This is a genomic window from Sulfobacillus sp. TH-112, assembly GCF_057473405.1.
In genome coordinates, this window is sequence record NZ_JBYCKN010000180.1 from 1 (window position 1) to 26,286 (window position 26,286).

Genomic DNA, 26,286 nt, shown 5'->3' on the forward strand with positions numbered 1-26,286 from the left:
AGGAAGAGGACGCTAAAGAACAACGCCGGTTCGCCATACGCCACGTTATACCCGCCGGGGAGCGGCCAGGTAATCACCATCGGCACCGCGGTCACCAGGCCCAATAAGCCGACGGCAAAGAAGCCCGCGGCCCAACTCTTCCGGTTCTCTTGGGCGGGCTTCACATAGAGGTAGTGGGCTAACAGCGCCAGTCCCGCCCCCAAATTGACTAACATCACCGCTAAGTAATCGGTAAACATCTCGGCCACTCTCCTTTGTCTCTCTGCCCATCACGAAATGGATAAAAATCCTATCGATTGCACCGTCAGTATGAAATATCCGCTCGCCACTGCCACTGGGCAATCGGCCTATGGAAAGCCAGACCATTGGGACCCTTTTGAGAGGATATTCGGGGAAGAAAAAGACCGCCAAATAGGTCTGATGAGACCACGGGGGATGACGATGGGCGTACTATCATGGTGGGCTAAGGAGATCTTCATGGTGCAGGTGGGCTCCTCTAGAAGCGAGCCTGCGAGATGTGTGAAGTTAGAGGCGATGTGCTGTTGTTGCGATGAATCTACCGATAGTGGGCGTGATGCCCACTCAAAAACGGGGTGGTACTAAATTTACGGGGTTCATGCGTAGGGGTGTCTCGCAATAAGTTCCACAATTGAGCTAACGCTTCTGATGATCCGGCCTTGGCTAGTAGCGTGTAATACCGGATCTTTACATCGTCGTTGTCGGGATCTAGCGCGAGCGCTTCATTGACGTCATGGATAGCCACGTCTACGGCATCGTCGGCAACAAATTCTGCGTGGAGAATCAACGCCTGGGCTCTTAGGATCGCGCCTTTCCCAGTACCGGGAAGTTTCTTCGAGACATCAAAGTATAGGTCAAACAAATCGTCACGACGTCCTCCTCGAATCAGGAAATAGCCTATCACTAGGGCTCCGAAGAGCTCCTCAGGTTGGCCATTTTGGTCAAAGTAGGTGAGGCTCTCGCGGAGCAACTGGTGCGCGGTGTCATACTGTTGCAGTTGAATCAAGCATCGGGACATATCGACGCGCAATCGATGACTGGCATCACTGGAAGGAAGCGTTTTCACTTGGGCTAGGGCGGTCTGAATTGTCGTAAACGCCAATTCCTGCTGATGAAGGGAGCAGGCCGCGGTGGCCACACGTGTTAACAGTTCAGGCTCTCGAAAGGGAACGTGAACCGGGGATTGCAACAATATATCGTGCGCCCTTTGGTATAGGTCTAATGCGGACGTCCATTCTTCAAGTTCAAAGCAAAAGTCGCCATAATGCATTAACGCGTCTGATTTCGCCACACCGAGGTCGGGTAGGTCAATGCTGATAGAACAACTTTTCTCAAAATAGCCAATCGCCTGGTGGGTATTGCCAATATGGTGTAGCGACCGAGCTAGTGCCGAGGTTGTCTCGATGAATTCTTTAGGAGCATCTTGAGGGGATAATTCTTCAAGAGATCGTTTGAAGTGATGAATAGCGGTGTCATAGTCACCTCGGGTCATTTCTAAATAGCCCATGGTAGCCTGGATGCGAGCCAAAATGTCGTCGCGGCCCATTCGTTCCGCTAAGAGGTATGCCTCTTTCAAGCCAACCAGGGCTTCGTCTAAGCGACCACTGGACCAGAGCGCTTGGGACGCTTTTAAAAGCACATCGACAGTCCGGATGTCGTCATCATTTTCAAGGAAATAACCTAAAGGTTTACCTAGCCGACGAGCCATAATGGCTAGAGCGTTACGCGATGGTCGAATGCGGCCTAACTCCACCTGGCTAACGTAACTCTTAGTTAGTTCGGAACCAGCTAATTGTTCTTGAGTAAAGCCAAGTTTCTTTCGCAGGTCGCGAATTTTGACTCCGACCATCTTCATCCCTCCTAATTCTAATGTATCATAAGTAAAATAGAATTTGACATAACTGTTCCTGGCGTCAGGCAAGTTTTTGCCGATCCCTACGGGGTAGTGGGATTGATGATGAAATTTGCGAATGATTATTGTTCGCTCGGAATAAGCCTCCATTAGGACAAAGTCAAGGGAGGCCTATCGTGCGCGCTGATCATTGGTGGGGGCGCCTAGTGGCAGTGGTGGCAACAGCAGTCTTGGTGGGAGGATTTCTTTTGAGCGGCGAGGTCACCGGGACCGTCGCCGAAGAATCGAGTCGCATGCCGCCGCTTGCAGGAGATTTATTGCGAGGAAGAACGATTATTCTGGATCCCGGACATGGGGGATTTGACCCGGGGGCTCGTGGTCGTGAAACATCGGAAGATAAAATTAACTTGGAAGTCGCGTTGCAATTGCGAACCTGGTTTGAAATGGCCGGTGCCCGTGTCTTAATGACCTGGTCGAATGCCAAAGACATTCCTCCCAATCGGAAATATCGAGTGCGGCAACGAATGGATTGGGTAAATCAACAACGAGCCGACATTCTCATTGACATTCACTGTAATTCTGGATCTTCTAGTTATCATGGTCCGCAAACCTTCTATTGGGATGGGGCGGCCAGCTATCACCTGGCGCATGACGTCCAAGAAGAGCTCCAATATTATAGCGGTACCCATCGTGAGGTGAAACGCATTGACCAATACATGCTGCGCTATGCTAAAATGCCTGCGATCAACGTGGAAGTCGGGTTTATTACGAATCCACGGGAAGAAATGAAGCTCATGAACGCCACTTATCAAAAGGATCTCACCTGGTACATTTTTATTGGAACGGAACGCTACCTACTGAAGGGCCGATGGCCGGCTCAACTTTTGCAAACACCACCTCCGACAGAATTGCTGATTCGAGATTAAACGCAGCAGAAGATTTCTGTTCTCTCTCTTTCAACCCAGTTAGCGTGACCGGCGCACATGCACCTTGCCCTGGCATGGATGAGCTCCGCAGAACGGTTATAATACTCTTAGATTTCGAAAGGAGCTCATGATGACACCTAAAAACATCAGCATTATCGGTGTGCCCCTGGACTATGGAGCCGACCGTCGCGGAGTCGATATGGGACCGAGTGCAATCCGCTACGCTGGATTACATGAGAAACTGCGTCAAGCGGGTCACGTGGTGAATGATATTGGGAATTTGTCCGTTCCGGTACCAGAAAGCCGGGAGCAGACTGACCCACACTTGAAGTATATGGATGAAATCGTCAAAGTGAATCGAGTCCTGGCTCGAACGGTAGAGAAGGTGTTCTCCGAAGGTCAATATCCCTTAGTGTTGGGAGGAGATCACTCGATTGCGATGGGAACCATCGCTGGTCTTTTGCGGGTGCGTCCTAAAATCGGATTGCTATGGTTTGATGCGCATGGCGATTTTAATACCGAAACGACGTCCCCTTCCGGTAATATCCATGGAATGCCTGTCGCGGTCGCCGCAGGACGAAGCCATACCGACCTCGCTATTCCTTTCAAAGGACAATTTCTAGATGAAGCCAAGATTGTCTACATAGGGGTTCGAACACTGGACCCCGCTGAAGCGGAAGCCTTGCGACAAAGTAAGGCCACCGTATTTTCAATGCATGAGGTGGACCGTTATGGCATGCGTGAAGTCATGGCTCGCGCGATTGACATTCTGACGACTGGGACCGACGGCATTCATGTGAGTTTTGACATCGATGCATTAGATCCACTCTATGCCCCGGGGTCGGGTACGCCCTACAGTGGGGGACTGTCTGACCGTGAAGCTCACCTGGCATTGGAATTACTAGCTGAAGCCGATGTCGTGACATCGATGGAAATGGTTGAGGTCAATCCGATACTAGACGAACATAATCGTACCGGCGAATTAGCGGCTAATCTGATTGCCTCCGCGCTGGGGCATCGCATTATTTAGGAGTTCGGAGAGGAGTCAAGGGACATGGCATGGGAAGAACAGGTAGTGCAGTACCGGCGCGACTTACACCGCATTCCGGAACTGGCGTTTTCGGAAATGAAGACCCGCGACTACATTGTGCAGCATTTAGAGGGTTTAGGGTTGGCGCCGCGTCTCATCGGCGAGACAGGAATTGTCGTCGACATTGAAGGCCGTATGCCTGGTAAGCGCATTGCGATACGGGCGGACATGGATGGATTGCCGTTACCTGAAGAAACCGGCCTCCCCTTTACCTCGGAACATCCTGGAGTGATGCACGCTTGTGGTCACGATGGGCACATGGCTATCGCTCTGGCGCTCGCGGACCGATTAGTGGAGGAGAAGACATTCCCCGGACGGGTACGCATCCTCTTTCAGCCAGCGGAGGAACGTCCTCCGGGCGGAGCCTTGCCGTTAATTGCAGCCGGTGTGTTGGATGACATTGACGCCGTTTATGGATTGCACGTTTGGGCCAATGATCCCGTGGGTACGGTAGGCATAAAGGGCGGCGCAATGATGGCGAATGCCGACCAATTTACCATTCACGTAAACGGTCGCGGAGGTCACGGCTCGCAACCCGAAGAGACCCAAGATGCGGTGCTTATTGCGTCCCAAATTGTGGTGAACCTGCAAACGATTGTGTCCCGACGAGTGCGAGCATTTGAGCCGGCCGTCGTGACCTGCGGGACAATACACGGTGGGCACACGTTTAATATTATCGCAGAGACCGCGGATATTACTGGTACCGTCCGCACGTTTTCTGAAGAAACGCAGCAAGTGATCGCTCGAGAAATCGACCATATCGCTCAACGGACGGCCGCACTCTATGGGGCGACGGCAAAGGTCTCTTATCAAAAGGGCTACCCGGTCGTGATGAATCATGAGAACGAAGCTGAGATGTGGGCTGAGTCCCTCAAAGGGTTGGTTCAGGTTGACACTCCCGAACCCTCCATGGGAGGCGAGGACTTTGCTTATTATCTGCAGCATAAACCCGGAGCCTTTCTATTTCTTGGCTGTGGCCAGGCAGGCGGTTCTCCTCCTCACCATTCGCCGCATTTTGTCCTCGATGAACGGGCTTTACCGCTCGGTGTTGAAGCTCTCTATCGGACATTGACGCTGTAGCCTGCGCGGTCGATCAAGAGGCCTCTCGTGTGAGAGGTCTCTTTGTTATCTTAGGTGTTATGAAGTGCAATCGGTGCCACAGGATGATAGACTAGGGTCTACTAGAGGAGGAGTCGGATGGTCGAGACGTCTTCGATATATCAGCGTTTGGAAGCGAGCGGGAAGCGCCTAACGCCCCAGCGGGAGCTCATTATAAAAACATTTTTGCAACGACCGGGTGAGCGCCTATCCGCCGATGAAGTGTATCAAGTGGTGCATCAAGAATTTCGTGATGTCGGGATGGCGACTATCTATCGGACCTTAGACATCTTGACCCAGCTGAAGATTATTACTCAGGTTGGTCGCAACGACGGACGTATACGGTATGAAATCGACCTTGCTAGTGCAAGTGCGCATCAACGCCATCACTTGCAGTGCGTGCGCTGTGGGAGATTGGAAGAATTTCAAGAGGATCTCTTGTCGCAATTAGAAGAAACCTTGCGTGATAAACGCGGATTTGTGGTTTTAGATCATGAAGTCAAGTTTTATGGCACCTGCTACGATTGTGCCCAGAAACAATCTAAAGGAGTCAAATGATGATTTTTTATGGTTATCGTCGCTGTAGCACTTCGAACCGGGCTCGGGCCTGGCTTCGGGACCAAGAGGTCGTGCTTGATGAAGAACGGGATCTTATGAGTCAGCCGTTAACGGTTGGAGACTTAGGGGAGTTAGTCCGATTAGCGGGAGGGATTGACCCGCTCTTGTCTAAGAGGAGCACAAAATTCAAGCACTATGAGCCCAAAGTGCGGGAAGCATCAGACTGGATCACCTTTATGGCCGAAGAACCGAGACTTATCAAGCGACCGATTGTGGTGCACCAAGGCCAGATTTTTATCGGATTTGATCCGGATCAATGGGAGTCTCTTTTGTTGGGGTGATGAATCGATCGCCCCAACGAAGTTTGCGGGCAATGCGGAAGGCGGCACCAGTACTTTTGGTGATCGTATCGTTCCTGAGTCCATCATTGTCGCAAAGACGCACGGTCACGCGACCAGGATCATGTCTCGGATGGCGAATGACACGAGCTACCCCGTTATGAATTGCGGACTTACTCAAGGCGACGTAAGAAAATTTTTCATCTTCATAGGGAGCGCTGCCTCCTTTCAATTGCTTTTGGAGTCGAGAGCGAGCGATTCGGGTAGCAAAGTGACACCAGTCATGCGCTGGGATGGGACAGGTATCGGAATGGGGGCATGGAGCCACAACATAAGCTCCGTTATCCAGAAGGCTCATGCGGAGTGCTCGCACGCACTCGAATCCACTGGGGGTGCCTGGTTCAACAATTAACAACAGTGTCGCGCTGTGAGCCCATATGTGCTCTATTAAGGTGAGCCGGTCTTTGGGGGGTAATTCCCCCATCACATACGATGCGATGATGAGATCATAACTCCGCGCCACCGCGTCGACACTGAGAGAGGTTGAAAGCCAAGTGGTGTCTTTGATTGGTGACGATGGGGCATATTGTGCGAGTTGTTGCCCTAGGTCTATCATGGCCGACTCGCGCTCGATCGCAGTGATGTGCGTGAGAGATGGAAATGCGTCAGTGGCTGCCCAGATCGCGGTGCCGGGACCGGAACCGACATCCAGGAGGGTGTTTGGTGCGAAGTCGGGCAGGATCTCCTGAACGGCGTGAAGTGCTGAACGAATCGCTCCATAGGTTGACGGCATGCGGGATATCGCATAGGCACGAGCGTCTTTGGCAGTCGCCTGATGCGCAAGAGATGTGGGTTCTCTCCGGTGATAGCGATCGATCAGGTTTTCTGTCGGCGTGGCAAGCTCCTTGGGTGAGGTATGGCTGGCGAGATTGCGCAATGCCTCATTCAATGGCCATGGTAGTTCCGTGGGTTAGCCCTCCCTGTTGTTAGGCACTAGGTGGTTCGATTCTAAGGACTATTCTCGATGGTGTCAAAATGAGGGAAGCCAGAACCCGTGCAATACCGTCCCTTCATCTTGTGGGGGGCTCCCATTTTCGATCATGACTAAGCCATCCGCTTCAGCAAATGACGTCAAGGCATCTGATGACTGGTTATCAATGATGTCAAATACCAGTCCTGACGGATGATATTGGAATCGAGCCTTCAAAAATCGCTTTTCTCGGGTGGGTTTGGGATATGGCGCGGCCAGGCGGCCTTGAACCTGTTTGAGGGTAAACGAGCTTTGGCACAATGTCGCCATGATGGGGGCGACAATGACGAACCAACTAGTAAGCATGGCGCCGGGATTTCCTGACAATGCTAGAAGCGGTGTATCGCCTATCATTGCGGCTGCCATGGCTTTTCCAGGGTGCATATCGACGCGCCAAAAAAGACGGTCAAAATTCTCATGAAGCAGCGGCGGCAAGAAATCGCGTTCACCTACAGAGACGCCGCCCGTGGTGAGGATCAAGTCATATTGGTTTTGAGCATTTTTCAAGGCTTCTTTAATGATATCAGGATCATCAGCTAAATGTGATCGGAAAATTTGCGCCTGAAAACCGGCACATAAGGCTTCTAGGAGAGGGCCATTAGTATTGTGGATTTTGCCGGGCAACAAGGGTGATTCGTCTTGGAGTTCATCGCCGGTGGTCAATATGAGAACCGTGGGAGGCTGCACGATCGATACTTCGGTCAGTCCGAGGCTGGCTAATTGGCCTATATTTATAGGCGTTAAGCGAGTCCCAGACTGAAGCACCATGCTGCCCTTGGGATATTCATGGCCTCTTGTCATGATGTTACGCTGGGGTTTGACGGTGTCATGGAGTCGGATAGTATTGAGACGAAGTTCTACGCGCTCTTGTTCAATCACTGTGTCGGCGCCTGGGGGAATCGGCGCTCCCGTCATGACTCGGACCGATTCACCCTTTTGAAGAGGAGTCCACCATTGTGATCCGGCATAACTCGTTCCCATGACCCGCAGTGTTCCAGGAGTATCCCCCGATCGCAGTGCATAACCATCCATGGCACTTCGAGAAAACGGGGGGATATCGTCCTCTGTGTATATGGTGTCTTTGAGAGATAGTCCCAAAGCTTGGGCGAGGGGTACACGCTTCGAGGGCCTCTCTTTGGGTAATCGCTCTCTGATAAGGGCTCGCGCGTCTTCGACGGTGACATACTGACTCATGGGTATTGTCCTCCTGAAATGCGATAGGTATATTCTTGCCAGTGCTGAGATAGATAAAGAGCAATCGCCCTAATTTCGTCCTCCTCGGGAGGCATCGATGACGCAATCCAGGGAGGGCCGTTCAATGGCGGAGGGGATGGACTGACGACTAAGCAAATCGATTCTTGAGGAATGTCTCCAGCACCCATCCAAATCTTAGGAAATACGGAACCTTTATCGCCTTCCACAATCAGTAGGTCATCATCACCAAGACTTTGCGCAAGCCACGCGTATACTTGTTCTCGCGGTACGGCCATATGGCCCCAAATCCCCTCGGGACCAGCCAAAAGTGTACGCGTCCCTAAAGACTGAAATCGTCCCGTATCGCTCTCTATGGGATCGGCTGGCAGTGTGTGGTGAGTCCACTTGAGCACTTCGTGCACGGGGAGCATGGGGATTAGTGCTTCGATCAGTCGGGTCTTCCCAGAATTGGACATTCCCGCAATGTGCAGTATCCTCATCGGCTGCTCTCGCCGCGAAAACTTAGCCACTGTACCGGGGTGTTCACGTTGGTAATCCATCGCGGATCCGCCAGAGCAATCCGTAACACCGTCAGATTTTCTAATACCGACTGAACTCGGGGAACGGTAGATTGGGACGCTGCGCGCTCTAACGCTTCCATGGACCGCCGATGCCACCATCCGGCGAGTGGCTGTTCGTCTCCACCTAGAACATATCCATAGACGACGTCTGCTTTAAGAGATGACTGTCGCCAAGCCGCGTAGAGAAGGTGATAGAGATCACAGGTCACTAAGGGCAAGTCTACAGCTAGCACAGCTAGCACGTCTTTGGAGCTATGCCTGAAGGCTTCCAAGATGCCTTGCAAGGGTCCACGGTTGGGGGCGCTGTCAGGAAGTTCCCGGGCGTCAGACACGGCATGCGCATAGGGCCGAGACACCCAAATTAGCCCTTGGCAAATAGCCTCGAGCGTTGTCACCGCATGGTCAAGCAAAGTGATACCGGGACTCAATTCGAGGTCTCCTTTGGAGCTTCCCATCCGTCGTGACTGCCCGCCAGCGAGGACCACGCCGTCACATGAAACCATTCTTAGTCGTCCCTTCGATGTTCGTTTCTTACATGGTACACTAAGTCTGTGCGTCGCGTGGATGGGAAATCTGTACGCATCAATCGAGATTTCGCGGGCATCAAGCTTGACACGGAGATAGGGTGAGGAGTTTATGCAATCAATTAAAGTTGTCGCATTTGATTTGGATGATACACTGATTCGCTTGGGACCAGACTTCATTTCCACATATATTTCAATGTTAGATACCACACTGAGGGAAAAATTCCCTTCCCAGGGATCGTTGGTGAAAGAAATTTATACCAGCATGGAAGAGATGATGGCGAAGGGTCCCGACGAGGAACGACTGGAAGACTTCTTTTATCGTCGCTTTGAATCGCGAACAGGGCTGAGGCGAGACCAGATTGAATCGTTGCTGCAGGGACTTTATGTTGACCAATTTCCCGCACTGGCGCGACTGACCTGGCCGATATACGGGGTGATGGGGCTCTTAACCACCATAAAGGAGCGTGGCTATCAAGTCGCGTTGCTCACGAGCCCGCTTTTTCCTCGGGTGGCCATCGACGCGCGTCTCGAGTGGGCTGGCCTCGAGGGCTTTCCGTTTGATTTGCGGACGTCGTTGGAGACGGTCCATACGACAAAACCCCAACCCGATTATTACGCGGAAGCGGCTGATCAGTTAGGCATTTCGCCCGAGCACTGGCTCATGGTGGGTAATGACCTGGTAGAGGATATTGTTCCCGCTCACGCGGCGGGAATGGCGGTATATTGGGTTCAGGAGGCGTTGGTGGAGCTTAGCGGTGATGTCAAGATACCGTCCGGGACCATGAGGGGCTCAGTTCATCACGTGCTAGATTATCTTCAATGAGAGCGACAAAAATGGAGCCCGTCTTCAGGAGGGTCTCCCGACCGCTGATGACAGGACTCCACATGGCGCCGCAATACAACACATGCGTTAGACTTTCGCGTATGCATGCATCAGCATATCTCGAAATGCGGTCAGAGAGTCAGCTCGATCAGGGTCTTGGGTGCTATAGATTTGGATGAGGTTGGTGAGCATTCGTACCAACATGAATCGTGTAGGGGTAGGACTTAAGTACACCGGATGAAATCCGAATCCGTTATTCATCAAAAATTGAACGCATTCACCCCGATTCAGGAGGCGGCCCTTGTGGAAGGGATCAATAAATAGACTGTCGTTGTATTGGAGCAAGAAATGCCCTGGCATACCAATGCCGACGACGGGAATGCGCAGTCGACGGGCAATGAGTAAATAGACAGCTGACAGACTGATCGGAATGCCTAGTCGACGGTCTAGTACTTGATTAATGTAGCTGTTGTCGGGATCGTAATATCCGTCTTCATTGCCTGCGAACCCTAAGTCTTCGAAAAAGTATTGATTTAGCGCCTCAATGAGTTCACGGCCGCGTAGATTGCCATGGTGTTCCGTGCGCCGCTTAAAATCGGTGGCCATGTCATCAAGCATTGTCCGATAGTGATTGCGGTTAAGACTGGGGTATCCTGCTTCCGCAATCAGAAAGGCCCCCTCTTCGAGGTCGATCCAGGCTGAGGGCATTTCACAGAATCGATCAAAGCGTCGTCCCAGTTCATCTAAACGTAGGCGCTCCAGTATACTGTAGACCCGAGTACGCACATGTGGATCGGCCGAGGAACGCGCTTCGTGAAGATACGGTTCGACCTGAGTACGTGCATCAATGAGCGTCTTTCGCGCAACTTGAGCCGTTTTAATGTCGTCATCGCCCAACAAATGTATCAGCGCGCGAATTTCCCCTTCTGTAAGTGACTTCATGGCCGTCCGCTCCTTTCTCCATTTACGTACTGTACGGCTAAGTGTTACCTCCAGTATATGGAACAACGACCTTCAAGGTGAGGGCTGTTGTCAGCCGTATCATATTATTCGCTCTTCAGTGTGGTTTTCCTTCCCAACAGGCTCTATTAATGCAAGCGCCAATGGGTGCGATGGATGGTCTTTCCAATATTATGCCCAATCCACCGGCCGCCAGCACTATGGGATATTTTCTTTCAACCACGCCGACCGATGGGGTAATTCCTATGTTAGTACAAACTGTGTCTGATGATCATGGTAATCCTCGGATTTATACGAAAAATCTTGGATATTCTGGGCGCACCCACCAATGCGACGTGTTGCAAACCAGCCGTGATACAGGTATGGTGAGGTTATGCGCGACGATATCGATAAATTGTTAGTGTATTTGGGGCGCATTACGGTTCAGAATCCCGCCCTCCAAATGATTGTAGGATTCTTGCTCTCCAATGTTGGACGTGTGCGATTCGTGGATTCGCTGGAAGGTGGCTCAGAGTGGCAAATGGCCATTTCTGCTCATCGGCGCATTGAGTTGCCCATATCTCCCTGGCAGGGGTATGTGCGTGGCGTCCCGGTTCCAGATGCGTTGACATGGATCCAATCCGCCCGGACCAGTAGTGATCATATCGACATTCGGCTTTCATCTGATGATCTGCGGTTGCGACAATTGTTGGCCCCCTTGATGACCTCGGAACGTGCACGGCACGAGCGGCTCGTGATGGATGGTCGGATGAAGAATTTGCGACAGGAATTAGACCGCGCCCTCGATTTATATAATGAGGTTCGACACCTCATGGAAATAGACCAAGACCGGCATCAAGAACTAGAAAAATTTCTCAGTATGGCGGAACGCGAGATGCAAAACATGGGACGTGAGTTAAGTCATCTCAAAGAGCGAATGGATGGTGACAGTCCTAAATCGTGATGTTTTCTTCGCCCTTCGGCATACTAGTCTTGAATTGGCCGAAAGGAGCCGTGAGAATGGTCCACAGCCGTGAAGATCAGATTATCTTGTTAAATCAGGACTTAATGGGCGAGCATCAGGCGATTATTCATTACCTGACCCACGCTTGGACGGTAGTCAAGCAATTTGGGCCGAACATTGAGGCGATTGCCCGCGATGAAATGCGTCATTTTAAGTGGTTGGCGCACAGTATCGTCGCTATTGGTGGCACTCCCGATTTGACACCGCCTGAGGTGCTTCCGTTGCTTAATGGAATGGAAGCTATCCAATATGATATTGACGCGGAAGAGGAAGCCATTAGCCAATATCTTGCGCATCAGCGCGATATCGCGGATGACCGGATCCAGACACTCATTGGCCGTATCGTTGTTGATGAGAGAGACCATCGTCGCCAGTTCGTTGAACTCAAAGAGCGTTATGCTGAACCGTCGCCGCAGAACGAAGACACGCCTTCTGAACATATTGCTCGGCGACTAGAAACGCTGGTCTCAAAGGAGTACCAAGAAATTTTGCGGTACTTACTGGAGAGCTTTCTCAGTCGACACACCCGCCAAGTTGGGCTCAACTCGGAGGAGAAGGCCGTGGAGGAGATGCGCCATTTGGCGTGGGTGGCAGAAGCGCTCGCCGATATAGGAGGCGCGCCCCAATTCGTTCTCCATGCAGGTGAAACCTGGGAGGACGAAATGGCGTTATACGAGCAATTACGGTCTTGGGCGAACACCGAGATGGCACCTATGGTGCCGTTGATTGATCGCATTATTAGTCACGAACGATATCAACAAAAAATGTCTCGAGACAGCGAATGGACGGTTGGGTCCGCCGTCGAAGGAGGGAATAATTCATGGACATATTGAATCGCCAGGAGGCTCCGATCAACGAAGCGGAGTGGTCTGAACTGCAAGGGTTAGTCACTCAAGTGGCTCGTCGCCAACTGGTGGCGCGGCGCTTTGTACCGCTGTTTGGCCCCATCGGAGCCGGAGTTCAAGTTATTCAGGTGGATCGCAGCCCCGGTTTGGACTTAGCTCGGGTCAGTATGCAGGGCGAAGAAGACAATGAGGTCGAGACCATTCGTGTTTACCAACGTGTTCCGGTCCTCTTTAAAGACTTTATTTTGGATTGGAGGGATCTCGAAGAGGCCAGGACGACCGGGAATCGATTGGATTGGTCGAAAGCGGAGGCAGCGGCGAGCTTTGTGGCCCTGGCTGAGGATCACGCAATTTTTCATGGCATTCCCGAGCAGAATGTCGAAGGACTACTCACCGTCGACGGACGTCATGTGATTGAGAGCGCAGGATGGGATGAGCCCCAAAGCGGATTCCGGGACGTGGTACGTGCCGTGAGTCATCTAACTTCTGCCGGATTTATGCCCCCATTCACGGTGGTGGCGGGGGTCTCGACCTATGCGACCTGGCATCGATTATATGGCGATTCTGGGGTGTTGGAGGTGGAACAGATCCAGAAGCTGGTGGAAGGGGGGGTGTATCAATCACCGCTCATTCCCGACGAAACGGTGCTCGTGGTGGCGCCTGGGACAGAAAACATGGATTTGGCAATAGGCTTGGACTTACATGTGGCCTTTGTGGAATCCACTCGAATGAACCACATTTTTCGCGTATTGGAAACGTTCTCCCTGAGGATTAAGCGACCCGGGGCGGTCTGTCAATTGATTGAGGGACCCGAAATCCCTTGAGCCGTCATCGGTCTCGGCATACCATAAGCAACAAAAGAAAATCACCCCAGACATGATTTCTGGGGTGATTTTAAAGGGATACGCTTTTGTCCTGTGCCGGAAGTACGGCGGTCTTCTTGCGAGCCTTCTGACGACGCTTCTTTATGAGCGACCATCCAAGAGACGCTCCTGTCACCCACCAAGCCCGCTTTCTCTGAGCAGTATCCGACTTGGATGCAGCTCGTCCAGCAAACAGCGTGGCAACTGCGCCGACGATGGTTCCGACTCTTTGGGCGGCGACTTGGACATCGCGGACGGTATGTCCCACCCGGTCAGTCGTCTCTCGCACATGGGCGACCAAGGTTCTTAGCTCGGCTAGTTCCTCTACCAAGGTTTTTTCAAAGGAGATGAGGTGAACAACCAAGCGCAACAGGAAGATAATCGCGACAATCGCAAATAACGCTAAGAGGCCCACTGAAATTGCAATAATAGTGAGCGCAGTGGCGCTACTCATGCGTTTTCCTCGGCGCCTTCATGAGATGCCTCATCGTCGTCCAGCGAAATCTCCGTCGTGCCCCGACGCCATAATTCCTGCCCTTTTTTAGTGAGGTTGTCTCGAATGTCCTTGACGCCCCCAGAGACTTGATCTAAGGTTCCTTGCGTTTTCTTTTTAATCGTTTCACGAGTTTCTGTGCCAGTGGTTGGAGCCAACAAGATACCGGCAGCAAATCCTATTGCAGCTCCTAAGAGGAGCCCCGTTACACGATCCCATGTTCTATCGTCCATTCGTTTCGCCTCCCTAAATTTCATGCTACCATTGTGACACAATTTGGCTTATTAGGAAACCCCGTTCCATGCGCTGGAGTGGATGTCCTGGCAGCGTAAAGATGGTAATATGGGATATAGTGTGCCGCGCGTCTATGGTCAGGTTTGATGTGGCGAGGGACTCTCTTGTGGTATACTAGGCTGGTTTCATTTCGTGGACTCATTAATGGTTCGGACTTCAGACTGCTCGTCGGTGGCGGGCGGGCTAACCCTCAAAAGACAGGGAGATAGGCTGGTCTTCATGAGAATTGTGTTTGTTACCGAAACGTGGTTACCGTCAACCGACGGGGTGGTAACGAGGATTGTTGCGACGTTACGTGAATTGAAGAAAATGGGCCATGAATTGCTGGTGATTGCACCGCGCGGTGGCGAAGCCATGTTCGAGGGAATTCCTGTGCGCGATGTTCCCAATGTCAGCGTAGGGTTCATATACGGAGGTAAGCCCTGGGGAATGCCTTTGCCGCGTATCGGTCATTATATCCGGGAATTTAATCCCGATATCGTGCATGCCGTGAACCCTTTTGTGATCGGATGGGGTGGCGTATTATCTGCCGTCGGGCAGGGCCGTCCCTTAGTGGCGTCCTATCATACTAATATTGCGCGCTATGCGGAATTTTATCACTTGGGGTTCACCAAACCCGCTATTTGGGCTTGCCTGCGGGCGTTGCATAATCGAGCGGATTTAAACTTGGCCACCTCTGAAGCGGTGCGTCAAGAACTCATTGAGCAAAACATTAAAAATGTCCGAGTGTGGACTCGCGGGGTCGATTTGCAACTTTTTTCACCGTCTAAACGCACGGAGGCCATGCGCAATCGGTTGACTGACGGGCATCCGGACCGCATGATTGCGCTATCGGTAGGACGCGTGGCTTTAGAAAAAGGACTCGATCGTTTGCCCGCACTTTTTGAGGCCAATCCTAACCTACATTTGAGTTTCGTTGGTGATGGACCAGCTAAGGGGAGTTTACAAGAATTATACCGCCATAAACCCACCACCTTTATGGGGACCTTGCATGGTGAAGAACTCGCGGAAGCTTATGCTTCGGCAGACGTATTTGTGTTTCCTTCGACGACGGACACCTTGGGATTGGTGTTGCTTGAAGCGATGGCCTCGGGTCTACCAATCATCGCGGCGGAGAGTCAGCCGACCCATGAATTGACGGATCAAAGTGGAGCTGGGCTGCTCTTTCATGCGGATCGCCCTGAAACCATTGGGGAGCGTGTCCACGAATTGATGCATTCTGCCCGTCGCGAGGAGTTATCACGACGCGCACGCCATGAAGCGGAGCGATGGGGGTGGCGATTACCGACGGTGGAACTGGTGAATTGGTACAGTGAAATTATTGCCGAACAACGAGGAAGCACTGCATGAAGCGACTGTGGCAGTTGCTAAAGTTTGTCTTTGTCGGTTTTGGCAACGCCATAATCGACTTGGGAGTATTTAATGGACTCTATTTTCTCGCCCCGACTCATAATGTGCAGCGACTTGTGGTCTACAATACCATCGCTGTGCTGGCCGCCATTTTGAATAGCTATATCTGGAATAGCCGGTGGACATTTCGCCGCCAGCGGCGCAAAAATGGACCTGGTGCCATGCGCCAGAGGTTGCTATTTTTGGTACAATCGGTTATCAATTTGGTGGTCAATGACCTTATCTTAGGGTTTATTGCTCCCTGGATTGCGGAGACCCATGCCATCGATCATGTGTTAGCCAACAATATTGCGAAGCTCCTGGCCATGTTCCTCGCTTCCCTGACAAGTTTTCTTATGATGAAATTGGTGGTTTTTGCCTAAAAGAGAGGCTGCCACTTCGCCTGGTCGCTCGTTGAGCCAAGATAACAGCGGGCTTTTTGGCACTTTTTCTCTCCGCTCGCCAAGCTACCCATCTCACTAAAGACCCCTCTCTCTGCCATGGTGTTCGTTGCCCGGGCTCACTGTGGTCCGATTGTGCAATGTCCCTCGCGCGGATTTGTCCTTTGACTGGCGCCGTGCTATGATGCGCTCTATTCTGTGTCGGGTTGTGCCACGTCCGTCATAGGCTCCGGAGTGTCTTGCCAGTGCGCCAAGTAAGCGGGTAAGGGCGGGGATCCGTTTTGCTCGGGCGTCTGTACGGGAGCGCCGCGATGAGTCAAGAGAGGTAAAATTCCCGACCAGGTGGCCCTCTCTAAATCGTCTGGGTCGTCAATGGGCGGTCCAGTGCGGATTTTAGCCGAAGCATGTTGCAGTGGTAGGTGGAAGATCCGGGTGGCCTTGAGTTCCGAAGCGGTGGGCTGTCTTGCATCATCCCAACGACCCGGGGCAATCTTATCCGAAAGCGCTTTGAGCACGGCTAACTTTTCCTGCGCTTCGCTCACTTCTCGCGCGACCCCAAAGATCACCACGGACCGGTAATTGGCCGAATGATTATACAGAGAACGCGCAAGAACGATGCCATCCATGAGTGTGACCGCGACAGAAATGGGAGTTTCCGTCGCAAGATCTTTGAACATTCCCGCGGCTACCGCTCCATGGATATAGAGCCCTTGATCTCTGCGGACATGAAGCGTGGGGATAACGATGGGCATGGCCTCTCGTACGGTGGCAACATGGCAATACCACGCCTCATCCAGAATCGCATTAATGGTTGCTTCGTCGTAATAGCCTCGCTCGGGATGACGTTTCACTTGATTCTTTGGTAACGCTGCGTCCATACGATACCACGCCTCTCGTCTATTTTGTTCATCATGCCGTATTTCTCCTCGAGAAGGAAGAGATTAGCGCAGGGCGATATCGTGAGGTGGATGAGGTCACCGAATTTCCAGATGGCAGGAAAAAACGAAATTTTCGCGAAGGTATCCATAGGAGGGGAAGACATTGTCGAACGCACCGACATTTTATGCGTTTTGGCTGGACTACCTGAAGGGCCACGAGGCGCTTGCCACCCGACTATGGCATTTTGTCGGGACCAGCGCAGGAATTATCGCCCTATTACTGGGTATCATTTCGTGGAATTGGATTTACGTCGTGATTGCCCTAGCGGTGAGCTATGGATGCTCCTGGATAGGTCATTTTCTCGTGGAAAAGAACCGTCCACTCTCATTCCACCATCCCGTTTGGTCGATCAGGGCCGACATTTTACTGTATCGATTGATGTTAACTCGGGGATTGACGGAGACGGTGAACACGTTTAAGTTACTGTAGCTTATAGGACGACAGAGAAATTATCTATTCTACTACGGGCCAGCGGATATCTGGCCCGATTTTTTGGTGTGCACTCACATCTTCTTCTCAATCGTGGGCGAATAGAGGCTCGACTGCGTGTGACTCGGTGCGGTAACAAACCTTGGTATCCACGATGGATCAATTCTGAGCCATAGCGGTCTCGTGAAAATAGGGGTGCTTTGATGTCCCTCATCCTAGACCTACCGTATCGCTATTCTCTTGCGCCACGCAGTAACGGCACCGCGATGAACATGGCGATGACGGCGGCGCCGATCCCTAATATCACGGGGCTTTGTATCCCCGAGGGGAAGTGGATATGCTTCCATGGAGACGCCAAACGAGTGAGCAGGAGTCCGCCCAAGGCCCCTATGATGAGGGACAGGATAGTAATCCGCAGACGCTTAATCCGCCCTGATAGGGCATCGGGAGAGGAGGAGTCCCAATGACTGGCGACGGCGCGTGGGACCTGATGGATGTGGGCATAGACGTGCACTACAATAAGAGGAATCCATATGGCGGCACTGCCTGCGTGAATCAAAAAGATCAATCGATTGGTTGGGCCTCCTTCAAGAGCCAACGCGACTCCACTGAGAAAGAGGGTCAGCGTAACGAGGATTAGAAATGGGGCTAAAAGACGTAGCCAAACGTTAGGGGGACCTTTGGCTATAAAGGCTGGCGACTTGCCGTAATAGCTAAAAAATCGGTAGCCGACGCTAGAAAGCTTGACGATGAGTGGTCCGGCTAGCAGGGCTCCGATAAAGATATGGACCATGATGAGTTTATTAAGATCCGTGGTCGCATAGAGATCAATGATAAAGCCCACTAATAGCACGGCGCCCGCCAAAGCTGTCAGTCGTTCGTTGCGAATTACTGCGCGGTATTGTCGTTCAAAGGCCTTAGGCTGATTCATGATGCCACTCCGTTCGTGTAAGAAGTCTATTCAGCGTCTGCGGTTCCTGGAATTCGTATCGGTTCCGACTCAACAGGTATCCTATCGCATAACGAACCACGCACAAGATTTGTATCCATGCACAGAATGATGAAAGTATTATTTACGGAGCTAGGGATTGAGACACGGGGAAAAATTGGTGGGCGGGCAGGCAGGTTTTCGCCGCGAAAGGGGCCTCTATGAGGATCCGAAGGTGAGGATTACGAGCTGATAAAGAGAGCAGCAAACGGTCCCATGGGTTCGAATGGAGTCTCTCAACAGATCGGATTCGAAGTCCTTTTCTCTAAATCCTTGATCCACCGTGACTTTGCATCGCGTGTGCGGGGCGCCCATGAAAAAAAGGAGGGCAAAGTCCTGCCCTCCCCGTCATTCAACGTTAAGCAATAGTCTCAATGGAGTGGTCTTCTCCGGATGACACCTGTGCTGCATTAAAAACCCAAGTGAGAACAATGGCCACTACGAAGTTTGCGGCTACAGCCCACACTGCGGCATAGACGGGAATGACCAAAGGTCCCAGGTGTAGTGCAAATACCGAGCTTTTAAAGCCCGTCGATGCGGCCATTAATGTCCCTAAGATCATTCCCACGGCCCAGCCAATAATAAGCGCGGTTCGATGAAACCATCGGCTATATAAGCCGATGACGATAGACGGCATCGTCTGCAAGATCCAAATACCTCCGAGCAGTTGCAGGTTTATGGAGTAGGTTTCCGGAATGGCCACGACAAATACCAATGCACCCGCCTTTACGAGTAGGGAGACCAATTTTGCCACATGGGATTCCTGTTTGGCGGTCGCTTGCGGGCGAAAATATTCTTTATAGATATTGCGCGTAAAAAGGTTCGCTGCGGCGATGGACATGATCGCCGCCGGAACTAGGGCGCCGATAGCCACGGCCGCAAATGCAAATCCCGTAAACCAGGCAGGAAACATCTTGGCGAACAGTAGAGGCACCACTAAGCTAGTTACTTTGGAATGGATGTGTGCGGCAATGGCCATGTATCCCAACAATCCAATAAAGGCCAGCGCCACCGAGTACAACGGCAACAACGAGGCGTTTTTGCGAATGGTATTGGCGCTTTTTGATCCTAATACCCCGGTCACTGCATGAGGATAGAGGAGCAAGGCGAACGCCGACCCCAACGCCAATGTGGCAAACGCGCTAAAGTCTCCACTGGGAAGAATTGAACTAGCCGGAACTTTTAAGGTCGGCAACGTGACCTGAGCGGCATGAAAGATGGAGCCAAACCCGCCCAGTTTTAAGGGGATGACGATGACGGCCACAATGATGGTGATATATATCAGTGCGTCTTTTACAATAGCGGTTAAAGCGGGTGCGCGCAGTCCACTAAGATAGGTATAGGCTGCCAATATCGCGAAGGCGATGATGAGTGGCCAATCGCCATTAATTCCTATCACCTTGAGAACTGCTTGAATGCCGACTAGTTGTAACGCAATGTAGGGCATGGTGGCTAGGATCCCCGTAATGGCTACGGCCAGCGCTAGCCCCCGTGAATCATAGCGGCCGCGCACAAAGTCGGCCGGTGTCACGTATCCATTGCGCTTGGAGACTTGCCATAAGCGTGGCATCACTAAAAACATGATGGGGAATACTAAAATCGTATAGGGCACCGCAAAAAGGCCCATGGCGCCTTGACCATAGACGGCGGCCGGAACGGCAATGAATGTATAAGCTGTGTAGAGGTCGCCACCGATCAAAAACCATGTGATCCATGTCCCAAATTGACGGCCGCCCAAGCCCCATTCATCCAGCAAGTCGAGATTGCCAGACCGCCAACGAGAAGACATAAAGCCGATTACTGCGACAAGAATAAAGAGAATCGCGAAGACGGTAAACTCCGTCCAATTCACAGTCGTTCCCTCCTAATTTTCGATTAGTCTTCGTCGGTATAGGGGCCAGTCAGAGCGTACACGATGGCGCTAATAATCCCCGTCAGTACAATCCACACGATCAAGTACCAGTAGAACATCGGGAACCCCGCGATAACGGGATTTTGATGCGCATAGAGCATCGGGAATAAGAGGGCTGCGAATGGAATGAGAAACAACCACGCCCAGCCTCGCTTCCGAGAGTTACTCACATTTTTCACCTCCTCGGTTCACTTCCTATTGAGGCATAATATTCACTCAATACTGACGACGATGTCAATATCTAGCCCGCCAAATAGGTGATATCTTAGGTGAAATGGGGATTTTCAAGGATGACGGTATTTCCCTCAAAAGCCGCATGAGGGCATGCTACCTAGCAATGTCTTCAGGTCGCGCCACGATATGACCCATTTGAACTCGGCGCGCGGCGGATTTCCTTTAGGAGCCTTCTTAAGGTAAGTTTCTGTCCGTTGTGGAAGGTATTATGATGTTATTTGTGTTGCTCGGCCCAGCGTTTCGATGTGCTGGGGCGGGTTCAGAGGGAGGATGGAAGATGTGATACGTCGCGACCCACGTAGGAAGCTGGACGGCGATACAGCCAGGAAAAGAGTTGTTGGTAGTGGAAAAGTGGTGTCCTGTAGGTGTCTGCCCACTCGTTCAGGCGTTCGTCGTAGTACGCTGTCGGTGGCTTCCACGGCATCATTTGCATCCTATCAACCGCCGTTTACCATTGTGACGAGGGTGCGACCTTTGTCATCGTTATTTTGGCGTTCCGGAATGCGGAGCCTATCCCCATCTCTCGTATCTTAAGGCTCTTTGGGCTGATTTTCAGCGGACAGTGGGGTCATCTTGGCATGACTTAGCAGGGGATCTCCGCATAGGATTTGGCCATGGAGGGAGGGATGAGCTTATTAAATCGCGGCTCCTCTGCCGCGTATGCCGGGCTGGGGCTGTGATATTCGCCCAACACTCCCCTACTGGAGTCTCTACCGTCAAGAGAAGGCGGTCCTTTCTCGTTCTCAGGAATTTTGTACGCATCGCCCGTCTCGATGGATCACGTGTTCACGTTCACGGGAGACAATTCTCGCTTGGTGAGAAGGAGTGCGATAAAGCCGATCGATACGGCAATGCCCGCCCCATAGAAGAGCCAATTATAGCCGAGATGATCCATCAGAAAGCCGATGGCGGGTTGGCAAAGAAAATTTCCAAGACCCGCGGCCATCAACCATAGCCCGGTATAAGCCCCCACATCAGCTGGGTTGGCCAGGGTGGTAAACCACGGATAGCCATTAATATTAACAAAAGCCCAAAATCCGCCAGCAATCAGGGCGAACACCCGTATCGGCCAAATATGAGTTAAGAATCCCAGGACGAGGAAGGACAGCGCCAGTCCCACGGTTCCCTCCATGACCAGAGTGCGGCGTGCAATCCGCGCCGAGAGGAATCCACTGGGTACAGCAAAGAGGAGATAGGCTAGGGCGAAAAGGCCAATCGTGATGACGGCGACGGACGAGGCCAAGTGGAGCCGATATACACCATAGGTTACAAAAAAGGTTTCTACCGAACTTTCTCCTCCCGACCAAAAAAACACGGCGAGGAGGAGATATAGCGCTGTCCGATTCCTATCGACAAGAATTCGGCGCCCAGCATTCAGCAAATGGCGGATGCCGAGAGCGGGTTTGTGGTCCGAGGATACGACGGGCTCTTTGATCCTCCACCACATGAGGAGCGGGATGATGAAAAACATGATGCCAACGACCAGGAAAGGAACGGAGCGGCCCACGTGGAACAGGGTGGGGCCAATGAAAAATGCCAGTAGTGCAGCCAATCCAGCCATGGCATTGATAATGCCATAAGCTTGGCTGCGTTTGACTATGGGCGTGACATCGGGCATGAGTGCGATGGTGGGCGCATAGAAAATGTTGGATGCCACAGCATACACGATGTCCACGGTAATAAGAAAAGCGGCGCCAATTTGCCAAGGAAACAGTATGAACAAAAGACCGGTAATGGGCATTCCGATTAAGATATAGGGCATTCGTCGACCAAATCGGGAGCTATTGCGATCGCTGGCAGCCGAAAAGTACATGTTAAGAAATACACCCATGAGAGTGCGAATAGAGACAATGATGCCAATCACGGCCGCGCTCGGGATGTAGTGCCGGATAAAGAGGGGTACGTAGCTATTGTAAATTCCCGCCGCCAAGGAGATCCCAAACATCCCTAATCCTAAAGTGATCGAGGTCCCATAGCCAAAGGGGGAAGAGGATGACTGGTTCATGGGGGATGGGGTTCTCTCGCTCATGACCTTTTGCCTTTCGGCCTCGCCCGTATTACGACGAGACTGCGCGGAGCCAGATGCACTGTGGAGATATTGTCGCTGACGGTGATCGGTGTTTGGGAGGATTCGCTAATCATCTCAGCATAGGCGACTTCAGCTACTGGAACGGGCCAGGTAACCGTGGCTTCGCAATCATCTCCCCACATTTCACCTAAATAGTAGATGAGGTCTCCTGACCCGTCTTCGGCACCTTTCAACCCCACCAGCGCGATATTTTCCGGCAGCCCTTGGAGGGGGTTCACGATCGTGGGTTGCGGGTCCTCTTGGTATCCTTGGGCGACTAGGGGAGGATGAGAGAACGCATAGGCCTTGGCTAAAAGATGGTCTTCGGTCCAATGGCGATGGTGCGGGCTTAGGAGGAGACGGGCTGGAGACGGTGAACTATCGGCACTGGGATCCGGATATAGAGGGGTCGTAGCGAGCGTCAGAGTGAGGGTGCCGCCATCGACGAAGTGACCATATCGCCCATCGTTCGCGAGCGCCAGACCAAAGTGCGGTTCACTCAAATCCACAAAGCGGTGAGCCACCCATTCGAATCGAGCCACATCACTGGGGCCACCGGGTTCAGTGGGTAAAAGGTCGGTTCCCCAGAGCGTTTCGCGCGTGACGTTAGAGGTCACAATCGTGGTGGGGATCGCATATTGAATAGCCAAGTGACGTTCGCGCAGTGTCATTTCGCAGCTGATGGTAATGTCGTCACTCATCTTATCCAACGCGATATGTTCAATGATCGTCGAGGGACCGACATGGTGGGTGAGGGTAACGGTGGCATGGCGAGAATTCCACTCAGTGACTTGGAGGAGGTCGTGGGTGAGTGAGACATATCCGCGCTTTCGCGGTTCGACCAATTCCCAAGCGTCAAACTGATCCGGATGTTGAAAGAACGCCACTATTCCGGCCGCGCCTTTTAATATTTCCCGACCTCGATAAATGAACTGGGTAATGCCTGCAGGCCCAATCTCAATGTCCGTTTCTGGCCCATGAAAGTGAAACACGTTGGCCTGTTCGGTGGATGTGACCGAGGATACCTCATCGTGAGACTGCTCCTTCATAGGGAAGGTGGCGAGTGCCAGCGCTGGAACTTCAGGGATATCTACAAAAAAATGCCCCGACGGTCCAACGCGACAAGAATGCCACGCGTCGTTCCAGTAGAGCGAAAAGGGAGTGGCGTGGGGTACCTCTAGCGTGCCTTGTGGACGCGGGAAGAGACTGCGATTCCCGACCAAGAGGTGAAGGGAATGGGATGCACTCCAAAGCCGCGCCTCAATCTTCTCTTGGGCGGCATCTAGTCCTCGTTGAATCGCCTGCATGTCCCGGGAAAAGTCCTCATAGACGGCATGTATGGAGGAACCAGGCAATATGTCATGAAATTGGTTGCGTAAGAGTTTTCGCCACCACGGTTCAAACGATGTGGTATCGCCCGTCAACGCACTCCACGCTTCCATCGCCGTTACCGCGATTTCGTAGTAACGGTTTTGCGATTTGACCTGGCTTTGCGCAGTGTACACCCCGCGGTGGTATTCCAGATAGAGGTCACCCCGATATTTGGGCAGTTGATCCCAATTACGCTCTGCGATGAGCGTTTCAACGGAGGTGTGAGTCAGCTCTGGTAGGAGAGGAAGCTTACGGTACCGTGTGAGACGCTCTAACATACTCTCGTCCGTTCCGCCACCGCCGTCGCCGTGTCCCATCGCATAGAGGACCTGGGATTGCACGCCGCTTTCTGCGTATTGATGAAAGGCCGCACGCAGATCGTTTATGGACGCCTTTCCGTTATATCCATCGGGCGAACTACCAAAGAGGCTGCCCTGGACTTCTGAGCCATCAGGACCGATCCAGCGAAAGTCCTTATATGGGAAGCGATTGGTATCGTTCCAGTTAATTTTGGTGGTGGCAAAGAGGCGTATGCCAGCTTTCGCCAAGAGGGTGGGGAGTGCTCCCGAAAAACCAAATGTGTCGGGGAGAAATGCTAGTTGCGGTCGCTTGCCAGTGACACGCTCAAAATATCGGAGACCATAGAGAAGGTGTCGTATAATGGCCACCCCATGGGCTAATTGGCTGTCCGACTCTACCCAGAAAGCGCCTAATGCGCTGACGCGGTTTGCCCGGCTGAGTTCCACCCAGCGCGCGTAGAGTTCAGGCTCTTCTTGAAGTACCTCCCACATTTCTGGCGACGACATGCCAAATATCCAGTCGGGATAGCGCTCTAACAGGTGGGATTGGCTCGCGACGGTGCGAATTACCTTACGATGCGTTTCCTGCATTGGCCAAAGCCAAGCCAAATCAATATGGGCATGTCCCATCATGACGAGGGTGCCGGGAGATTTTGGCGCTAGATGGCCCAGTTCTTCGTAAATGCGCGTCAAATTCTCGTGAAGGGCTTCGAGATGGGCATCGAGAGTACCACGCTCAATAGGCAAAAGCCCTTCTACCGGGCCGCGATTTAGCGCCCCTACCAGACCTTCTTCCTCAGCATCATGGGGATGGCGATTCGTATAGGCGCGTATGGCGGTCTCATCGGGAGAGAGCGCATAAAGCGGGTTGAGGGCCTCATCAAGAGCATGATGGAGCCACCGTTTGAGGTGGGTGGGCGTGCCTTCCGCCTCGGCCCATTCGACCAAACAGGAAAGATCCCAATAGCAAGTCTCCGCAGTAGCATCGGTCTCGATCCAAGCGGCCCGGTGAATACCGGGAGAGGCGGCGGGGACGCCCATGAGCCCGGTAGTGACTTGGTCTAAGGTAATGCAAAGTGAGGTTCCCGCACTCGCCTTAGGATAATAGCGCTGGTGAAAGGGATTTAATCCATAAGCGGCCAGACCGTTAATGCGCAATAAGGTTTCTCCGTCGACGTCGAAGAATAATCCGGCTTCATCCCAAGGCATCTCGGAAGTGGTCGTTAAATGGCGACATGGCGATTCAGGATGGGCCCAGCGTTGCCATTCGCTATTGTCGTCTTTAGTGGGATCGATGCCGTCATAGCTCACCTGCCAATCGGTTAATGGGAGGGTGCGGCGAATAATCCAGGTGCGAAGTGCCGTGATCCAAAAGTCATAGGTGCGTGCCATATAAAGGCTCCTTTGAGGGTTCGAAGTAGATGGGATTGGTGAGAACTTGTGGCATCCAGACCCGCCATTCGTGGTGCCATTGGTGAACTTCAATGCGCAGATAGCGACTATTTTCTTGGCGAAAAGAGAGCTCCATCTGATCGCCATCGACCATGTGTTCTGCGACCACACCGTCTTGGTCAATCAGGCGGATGCGTTGACCGTTTACGCCATCGAACGACAACGACAGAGTGCCTGGTTGACGGCCCATATGAGTAAAGGGAATGGGTTCTTGGTGAGAGAGAATTTGGGGAGACGTGGCATTCGCGGTGATAAAAACATTGCCCTTACGAATTCCATCGAGAATGCCGCTAGGACCTGGGGTGTCTGCC

28 protein-coding genes are annotated in these 26,286 nt (G+C 52.3%); 12 read left to right on the plus strand and 16 right to left on the minus strand.

The features are described 5' to 3' along the window. Both ACOJWD_RS13050 and ACOJWD_RS13055 read right to left on the minus strand, forming a co-directional pair. Window positions 1–239 (minus strand): DUF981 family protein (locus tag ACOJWD_RS13050; RefSeq protein WP_486993673.1); only part of this gene is annotated, 239 nt, incomplete at its 3' end. A gap of 317 nt (window positions 240–556) precedes the next feature. Next, window positions 557–1,867, minus strand: coding sequence for a helix-turn-helix domain-containing protein (locus ACOJWD_RS13055; RefSeq protein WP_486993674.1), 1,311 nt, complete (start codon window positions 1,865–1,867; stop codon window positions 557–559). Between the two features lie 179 nt (window positions 1,868–2,046). On the opposite strand from ACOJWD_RS13055, the gene ACOJWD_RS13060 reads away from it, so the two are divergent. The 5 genes from ACOJWD_RS13060 to ACOJWD_RS13080 all read left to right on the plus strand — a co-directional run bounded on the left by ACOJWD_RS13060 (window position 2,047) and on the right by ACOJWD_RS13080 (window position 5,883). Beyond that, complete coding sequence (locus tag ACOJWD_RS13060) at window positions 2,047–2,796, plus strand: N-acetylmuramoyl-L-alanine amidase family protein (protein ID WP_486993675.1); 750 nt, start codon at window positions 2,047–2,049, stop codon at window positions 2,794–2,796. Window positions 2,797–2,926: 130 nt separating this feature from the next. Continuing rightward, window positions 2,927–3,826: an arginase gene (gene rocF, locus ACOJWD_RS13065; protein ID WP_486993676.1), complete on the plus strand. Its 900-nt coding sequence runs from the start codon at window positions 2,927–2,929 to the stop codon at window positions 3,824–3,826. A 24-nt stretch (window positions 3,827–3,850) separates the two neighbouring features. Next, window positions 3,851–4,966: a M20 metallopeptidase family protein gene (locus ACOJWD_RS13070; protein ID WP_486993677.1), complete on the plus strand. Its 1,116-nt coding sequence runs from the start codon at window positions 3,851–3,853 to the stop codon at window positions 4,964–4,966. Between the two features lie 117 nt (window positions 4,967–5,083). Beyond that, window positions 5,084–5,542, plus strand: a complete 459-nt coding sequence (locus ACOJWD_RS13075; protein WP_486993678.1) for a Fur family transcriptional regulator — start codon at window positions 5,084–5,086, stop codon at window positions 5,540–5,542. Continuing rightward, complete coding sequence (locus ACOJWD_RS13080; protein ID WP_486993679.1) at window positions 5,542–5,883, plus strand: arsenate reductase family protein; 342 nt, start codon at window positions 5,542–5,544, stop codon at window positions 5,881–5,883. Before ACOJWD_RS13075 ends, ACOJWD_RS13080 begins: the two co-directional genes overlap by 1 nt. Here ACOJWD_RS13080 and ACOJWD_RS13085 read toward each other — a convergent pair. The 4 genes from ACOJWD_RS13085 to mobA form a co-directional block, all read right to left on the minus strand. Beyond that, on the minus strand, window positions 5,837–6,817 hold the full coding sequence (locus ACOJWD_RS13085) for a small ribosomal subunit Rsm22 family protein (RefSeq protein WP_486993680.1): 981 nt from the start codon (window positions 6,815–6,817) through the stop codon (window positions 5,837–5,839). The genes ACOJWD_RS13080 and ACOJWD_RS13085 overlap by 47 nt on opposite strands. Before the next feature lie 93 nt (window positions 6,818–6,910). Further along, on the minus strand, window positions 6,911–8,104 hold the full coding sequence (locus ACOJWD_RS13090; RefSeq protein WP_486993681.1) for a molybdopterin molybdotransferase MoeA: 1,194 nt from the start codon (window positions 8,102–8,104) through the stop codon (window positions 6,911–6,913). Beyond that, entirely contained in the window at window positions 8,101–8,604 is a 504-nt protein-coding gene (locus ACOJWD_RS13095) for a molybdopterin-guanine dinucleotide biosynthesis protein B (RefSeq protein WP_486993682.1), read from the minus strand. Before ACOJWD_RS13095 ends, ACOJWD_RS13090 begins: the two co-directional genes overlap by 4 nt. Further along, complete coding sequence (gene mobA, locus ACOJWD_RS13100; protein WP_486993683.1) at window positions 8,601–9,188, minus strand: molybdenum cofactor guanylyltransferase; 588 nt, start codon at window positions 9,186–9,188, stop codon at window positions 8,601–8,603. The genes ACOJWD_RS13095 and mobA overlap by 4 nt, the downstream gene beginning before the upstream one ends. Before the next feature lie 133 nt (window positions 9,189–9,321). Here mobA and ACOJWD_RS13105 point away from each other — a divergent pair, with 133 nt between their 5' ends. Then, a complete protein-coding gene (locus tag ACOJWD_RS13105; protein WP_486993684.1) occupies window positions 9,322–10,035 on the plus strand; it encodes an HAD family hydrolase in 714 nt (237 codons plus the stop codon). A gap of 87 nt (window positions 10,036–10,122) precedes the next feature. On the opposite strand, the gene ACOJWD_RS13110 is transcribed toward ACOJWD_RS13105, so the two are convergent. Then, entirely contained in the window at window positions 10,123–10,977 is an 855-nt protein-coding gene (locus tag ACOJWD_RS13110; RefSeq protein ID WP_486993685.1) for a SirB1 family protein, read from the minus strand. A gap of 391 nt (window positions 10,978–11,368) precedes the next feature. Here ACOJWD_RS13110 and ACOJWD_RS13115 point away from each other — a divergent pair, with 391 nt between their 5' ends. The 3 genes from ACOJWD_RS13115 to ACOJWD_RS13125 are packed head-to-tail and all read left to right on the plus strand — an operon-like array spanning window position 11,369 to window position 13,667. Beyond that, a complete protein-coding gene (locus tag ACOJWD_RS13115) occupies window positions 11,369–11,938 on the plus strand; it encodes a hypothetical protein (RefSeq protein ID WP_486993686.1) in 570 nt (189 codons plus the stop codon). Between the two features lie 56 nt (window positions 11,939–11,994). Then, window positions 11,995–12,831: a ferritin-like domain-containing protein gene (locus ACOJWD_RS13120; protein WP_486993687.1), complete on the plus strand. Its 837-nt coding sequence runs from the start codon at window positions 11,995–11,997 to the stop codon at window positions 12,829–12,831. Next, window positions 12,819–13,667 carry a family 1 encapsulin nanocompartment shell protein gene (locus tag ACOJWD_RS13125; RefSeq protein WP_486993688.1) on the plus strand — a complete coding sequence of 283 codons (849 nt, stop codon included), beginning with the start codon at window positions 12,819–12,821 and terminating at the stop codon, window positions 13,665–13,667. Before ACOJWD_RS13120 ends, ACOJWD_RS13125 begins: the two co-directional genes overlap by 13 nt. A 70-nt stretch (window positions 13,668–13,737) precedes the next feature. On the opposite strand, the gene ACOJWD_RS13130 is transcribed toward ACOJWD_RS13125, so the two are convergent. Then, window positions 13,738–14,160: a hypothetical protein gene (locus ACOJWD_RS13130; RefSeq protein ID WP_486993689.1), complete on the minus strand. Its 423-nt coding sequence runs from the start codon at window positions 14,158–14,160 to the stop codon at window positions 13,738–13,740. After that, window positions 14,157–14,432, minus strand: a complete 276-nt coding sequence (locus tag ACOJWD_RS13135) for a YtxH domain-containing protein (RefSeq protein WP_486993690.1) — start codon at window positions 14,430–14,432, stop codon at window positions 14,157–14,159. The genes ACOJWD_RS13130 and ACOJWD_RS13135 overlap by 4 nt, the downstream gene beginning before the upstream one ends. Window positions 14,433–14,712: 280 nt before the next feature. Here ACOJWD_RS13135 and ACOJWD_RS13140 point away from each other — a divergent pair, with 280 nt between their 5' ends. Further along, complete coding sequence (locus tag ACOJWD_RS13140; RefSeq protein WP_486993691.1) at window positions 14,713–15,843, plus strand: glycosyltransferase family 4 protein; 1,131 nt, start codon at window positions 14,713–14,715, stop codon at window positions 15,841–15,843. Further along, window positions 15,840–16,265, plus strand: a complete 426-nt coding sequence (locus tag ACOJWD_RS13145) for a GtrA family protein (protein WP_486993692.1) — start codon at window positions 15,840–15,842, stop codon at window positions 16,263–16,265. The genes ACOJWD_RS13140 and ACOJWD_RS13145 overlap by 4 nt, the downstream gene beginning before the upstream one ends. A 209-nt stretch (window positions 16,266–16,474) precedes the next feature. On the opposite strand, the gene ACOJWD_RS13150 is transcribed toward ACOJWD_RS13145, so the two are convergent. Then, the gene (locus ACOJWD_RS13150; protein WP_486993693.1) at window positions 16,475–17,161 is read right to left on the minus strand and encodes a pyridoxamine 5'-phosphate oxidase family protein; all 687 of its coding nucleotides are present in this window, start codon (window positions 17,159–17,161) and stop codon (window positions 16,475–16,477) included. A 163-nt stretch (window positions 17,162–17,324) separates the two neighbouring features. Between ACOJWD_RS13150 and ACOJWD_RS13155 the strand changes: the two genes are divergently transcribed. Then, the gene (locus ACOJWD_RS13155) at window positions 17,325–17,651 is read left to right on the plus strand and encodes an Mpo1-like protein (protein ID WP_486993694.1); all 327 of its coding nucleotides are present in this window, start codon (window positions 17,325–17,327) and stop codon (window positions 17,649–17,651) included. Window positions 17,652–17,883: 232 nt separating this feature from the next. On the opposite strand, the gene ACOJWD_RS13160 is transcribed toward ACOJWD_RS13155, so the two are convergent. From ACOJWD_RS13160 to ACOJWD_RS13185, 6 genes are all read right to left on the minus strand, one after another. Continuing rightward, entirely contained in the window at window positions 17,884–18,582 is a 699-nt protein-coding gene (locus ACOJWD_RS13160; protein WP_486993695.1) for a hypothetical protein, read from the minus strand. 415 nt (window positions 18,583–18,997) lie between these two features. Further along, window positions 18,998–20,491 carry a monocarboxylate uptake permease MctP gene (gene mctP / locus ACOJWD_RS13165; protein WP_486993696.1) on the minus strand — a complete coding sequence of 498 codons (1,494 nt, stop codon included), beginning with the start codon at window positions 20,489–20,491 and terminating at the stop codon, window positions 18,998–19,000. 23 nt (window positions 20,492–20,514) lie between these two features. Next, window positions 20,515–20,721, minus strand: coding sequence for a DUF3311 domain-containing protein (locus ACOJWD_RS13170; RefSeq protein ID WP_486993697.1), 207 nt, complete (start codon window positions 20,719–20,721; stop codon window positions 20,515–20,517). Window positions 20,722–21,563: 842 nt separating this feature from the next. Beyond that, the gene (locus ACOJWD_RS13175) at window positions 21,564–22,790 is read right to left on the minus strand and encodes an MFS transporter (RefSeq protein WP_486993698.1); all 1,227 of its coding nucleotides are present in this window, start codon (window positions 22,788–22,790) and stop codon (window positions 21,564–21,566) included. 20 nt (window positions 22,791–22,810) lie between these two features. Then, entirely contained in the window at window positions 22,811–25,915 is a 3,105-nt protein-coding gene (locus tag ACOJWD_RS13180; RefSeq protein WP_486993699.1) for an alpha-mannosidase, read from the minus strand. Next, window positions 25,899–26,286 (minus strand): hypothetical protein (locus ACOJWD_RS13185; RefSeq protein WP_486993700.1); only part of this gene is annotated, 388 nt, incomplete at its 5' end. The genes ACOJWD_RS13180 and ACOJWD_RS13185, both read right to left, overlap by 17 nt.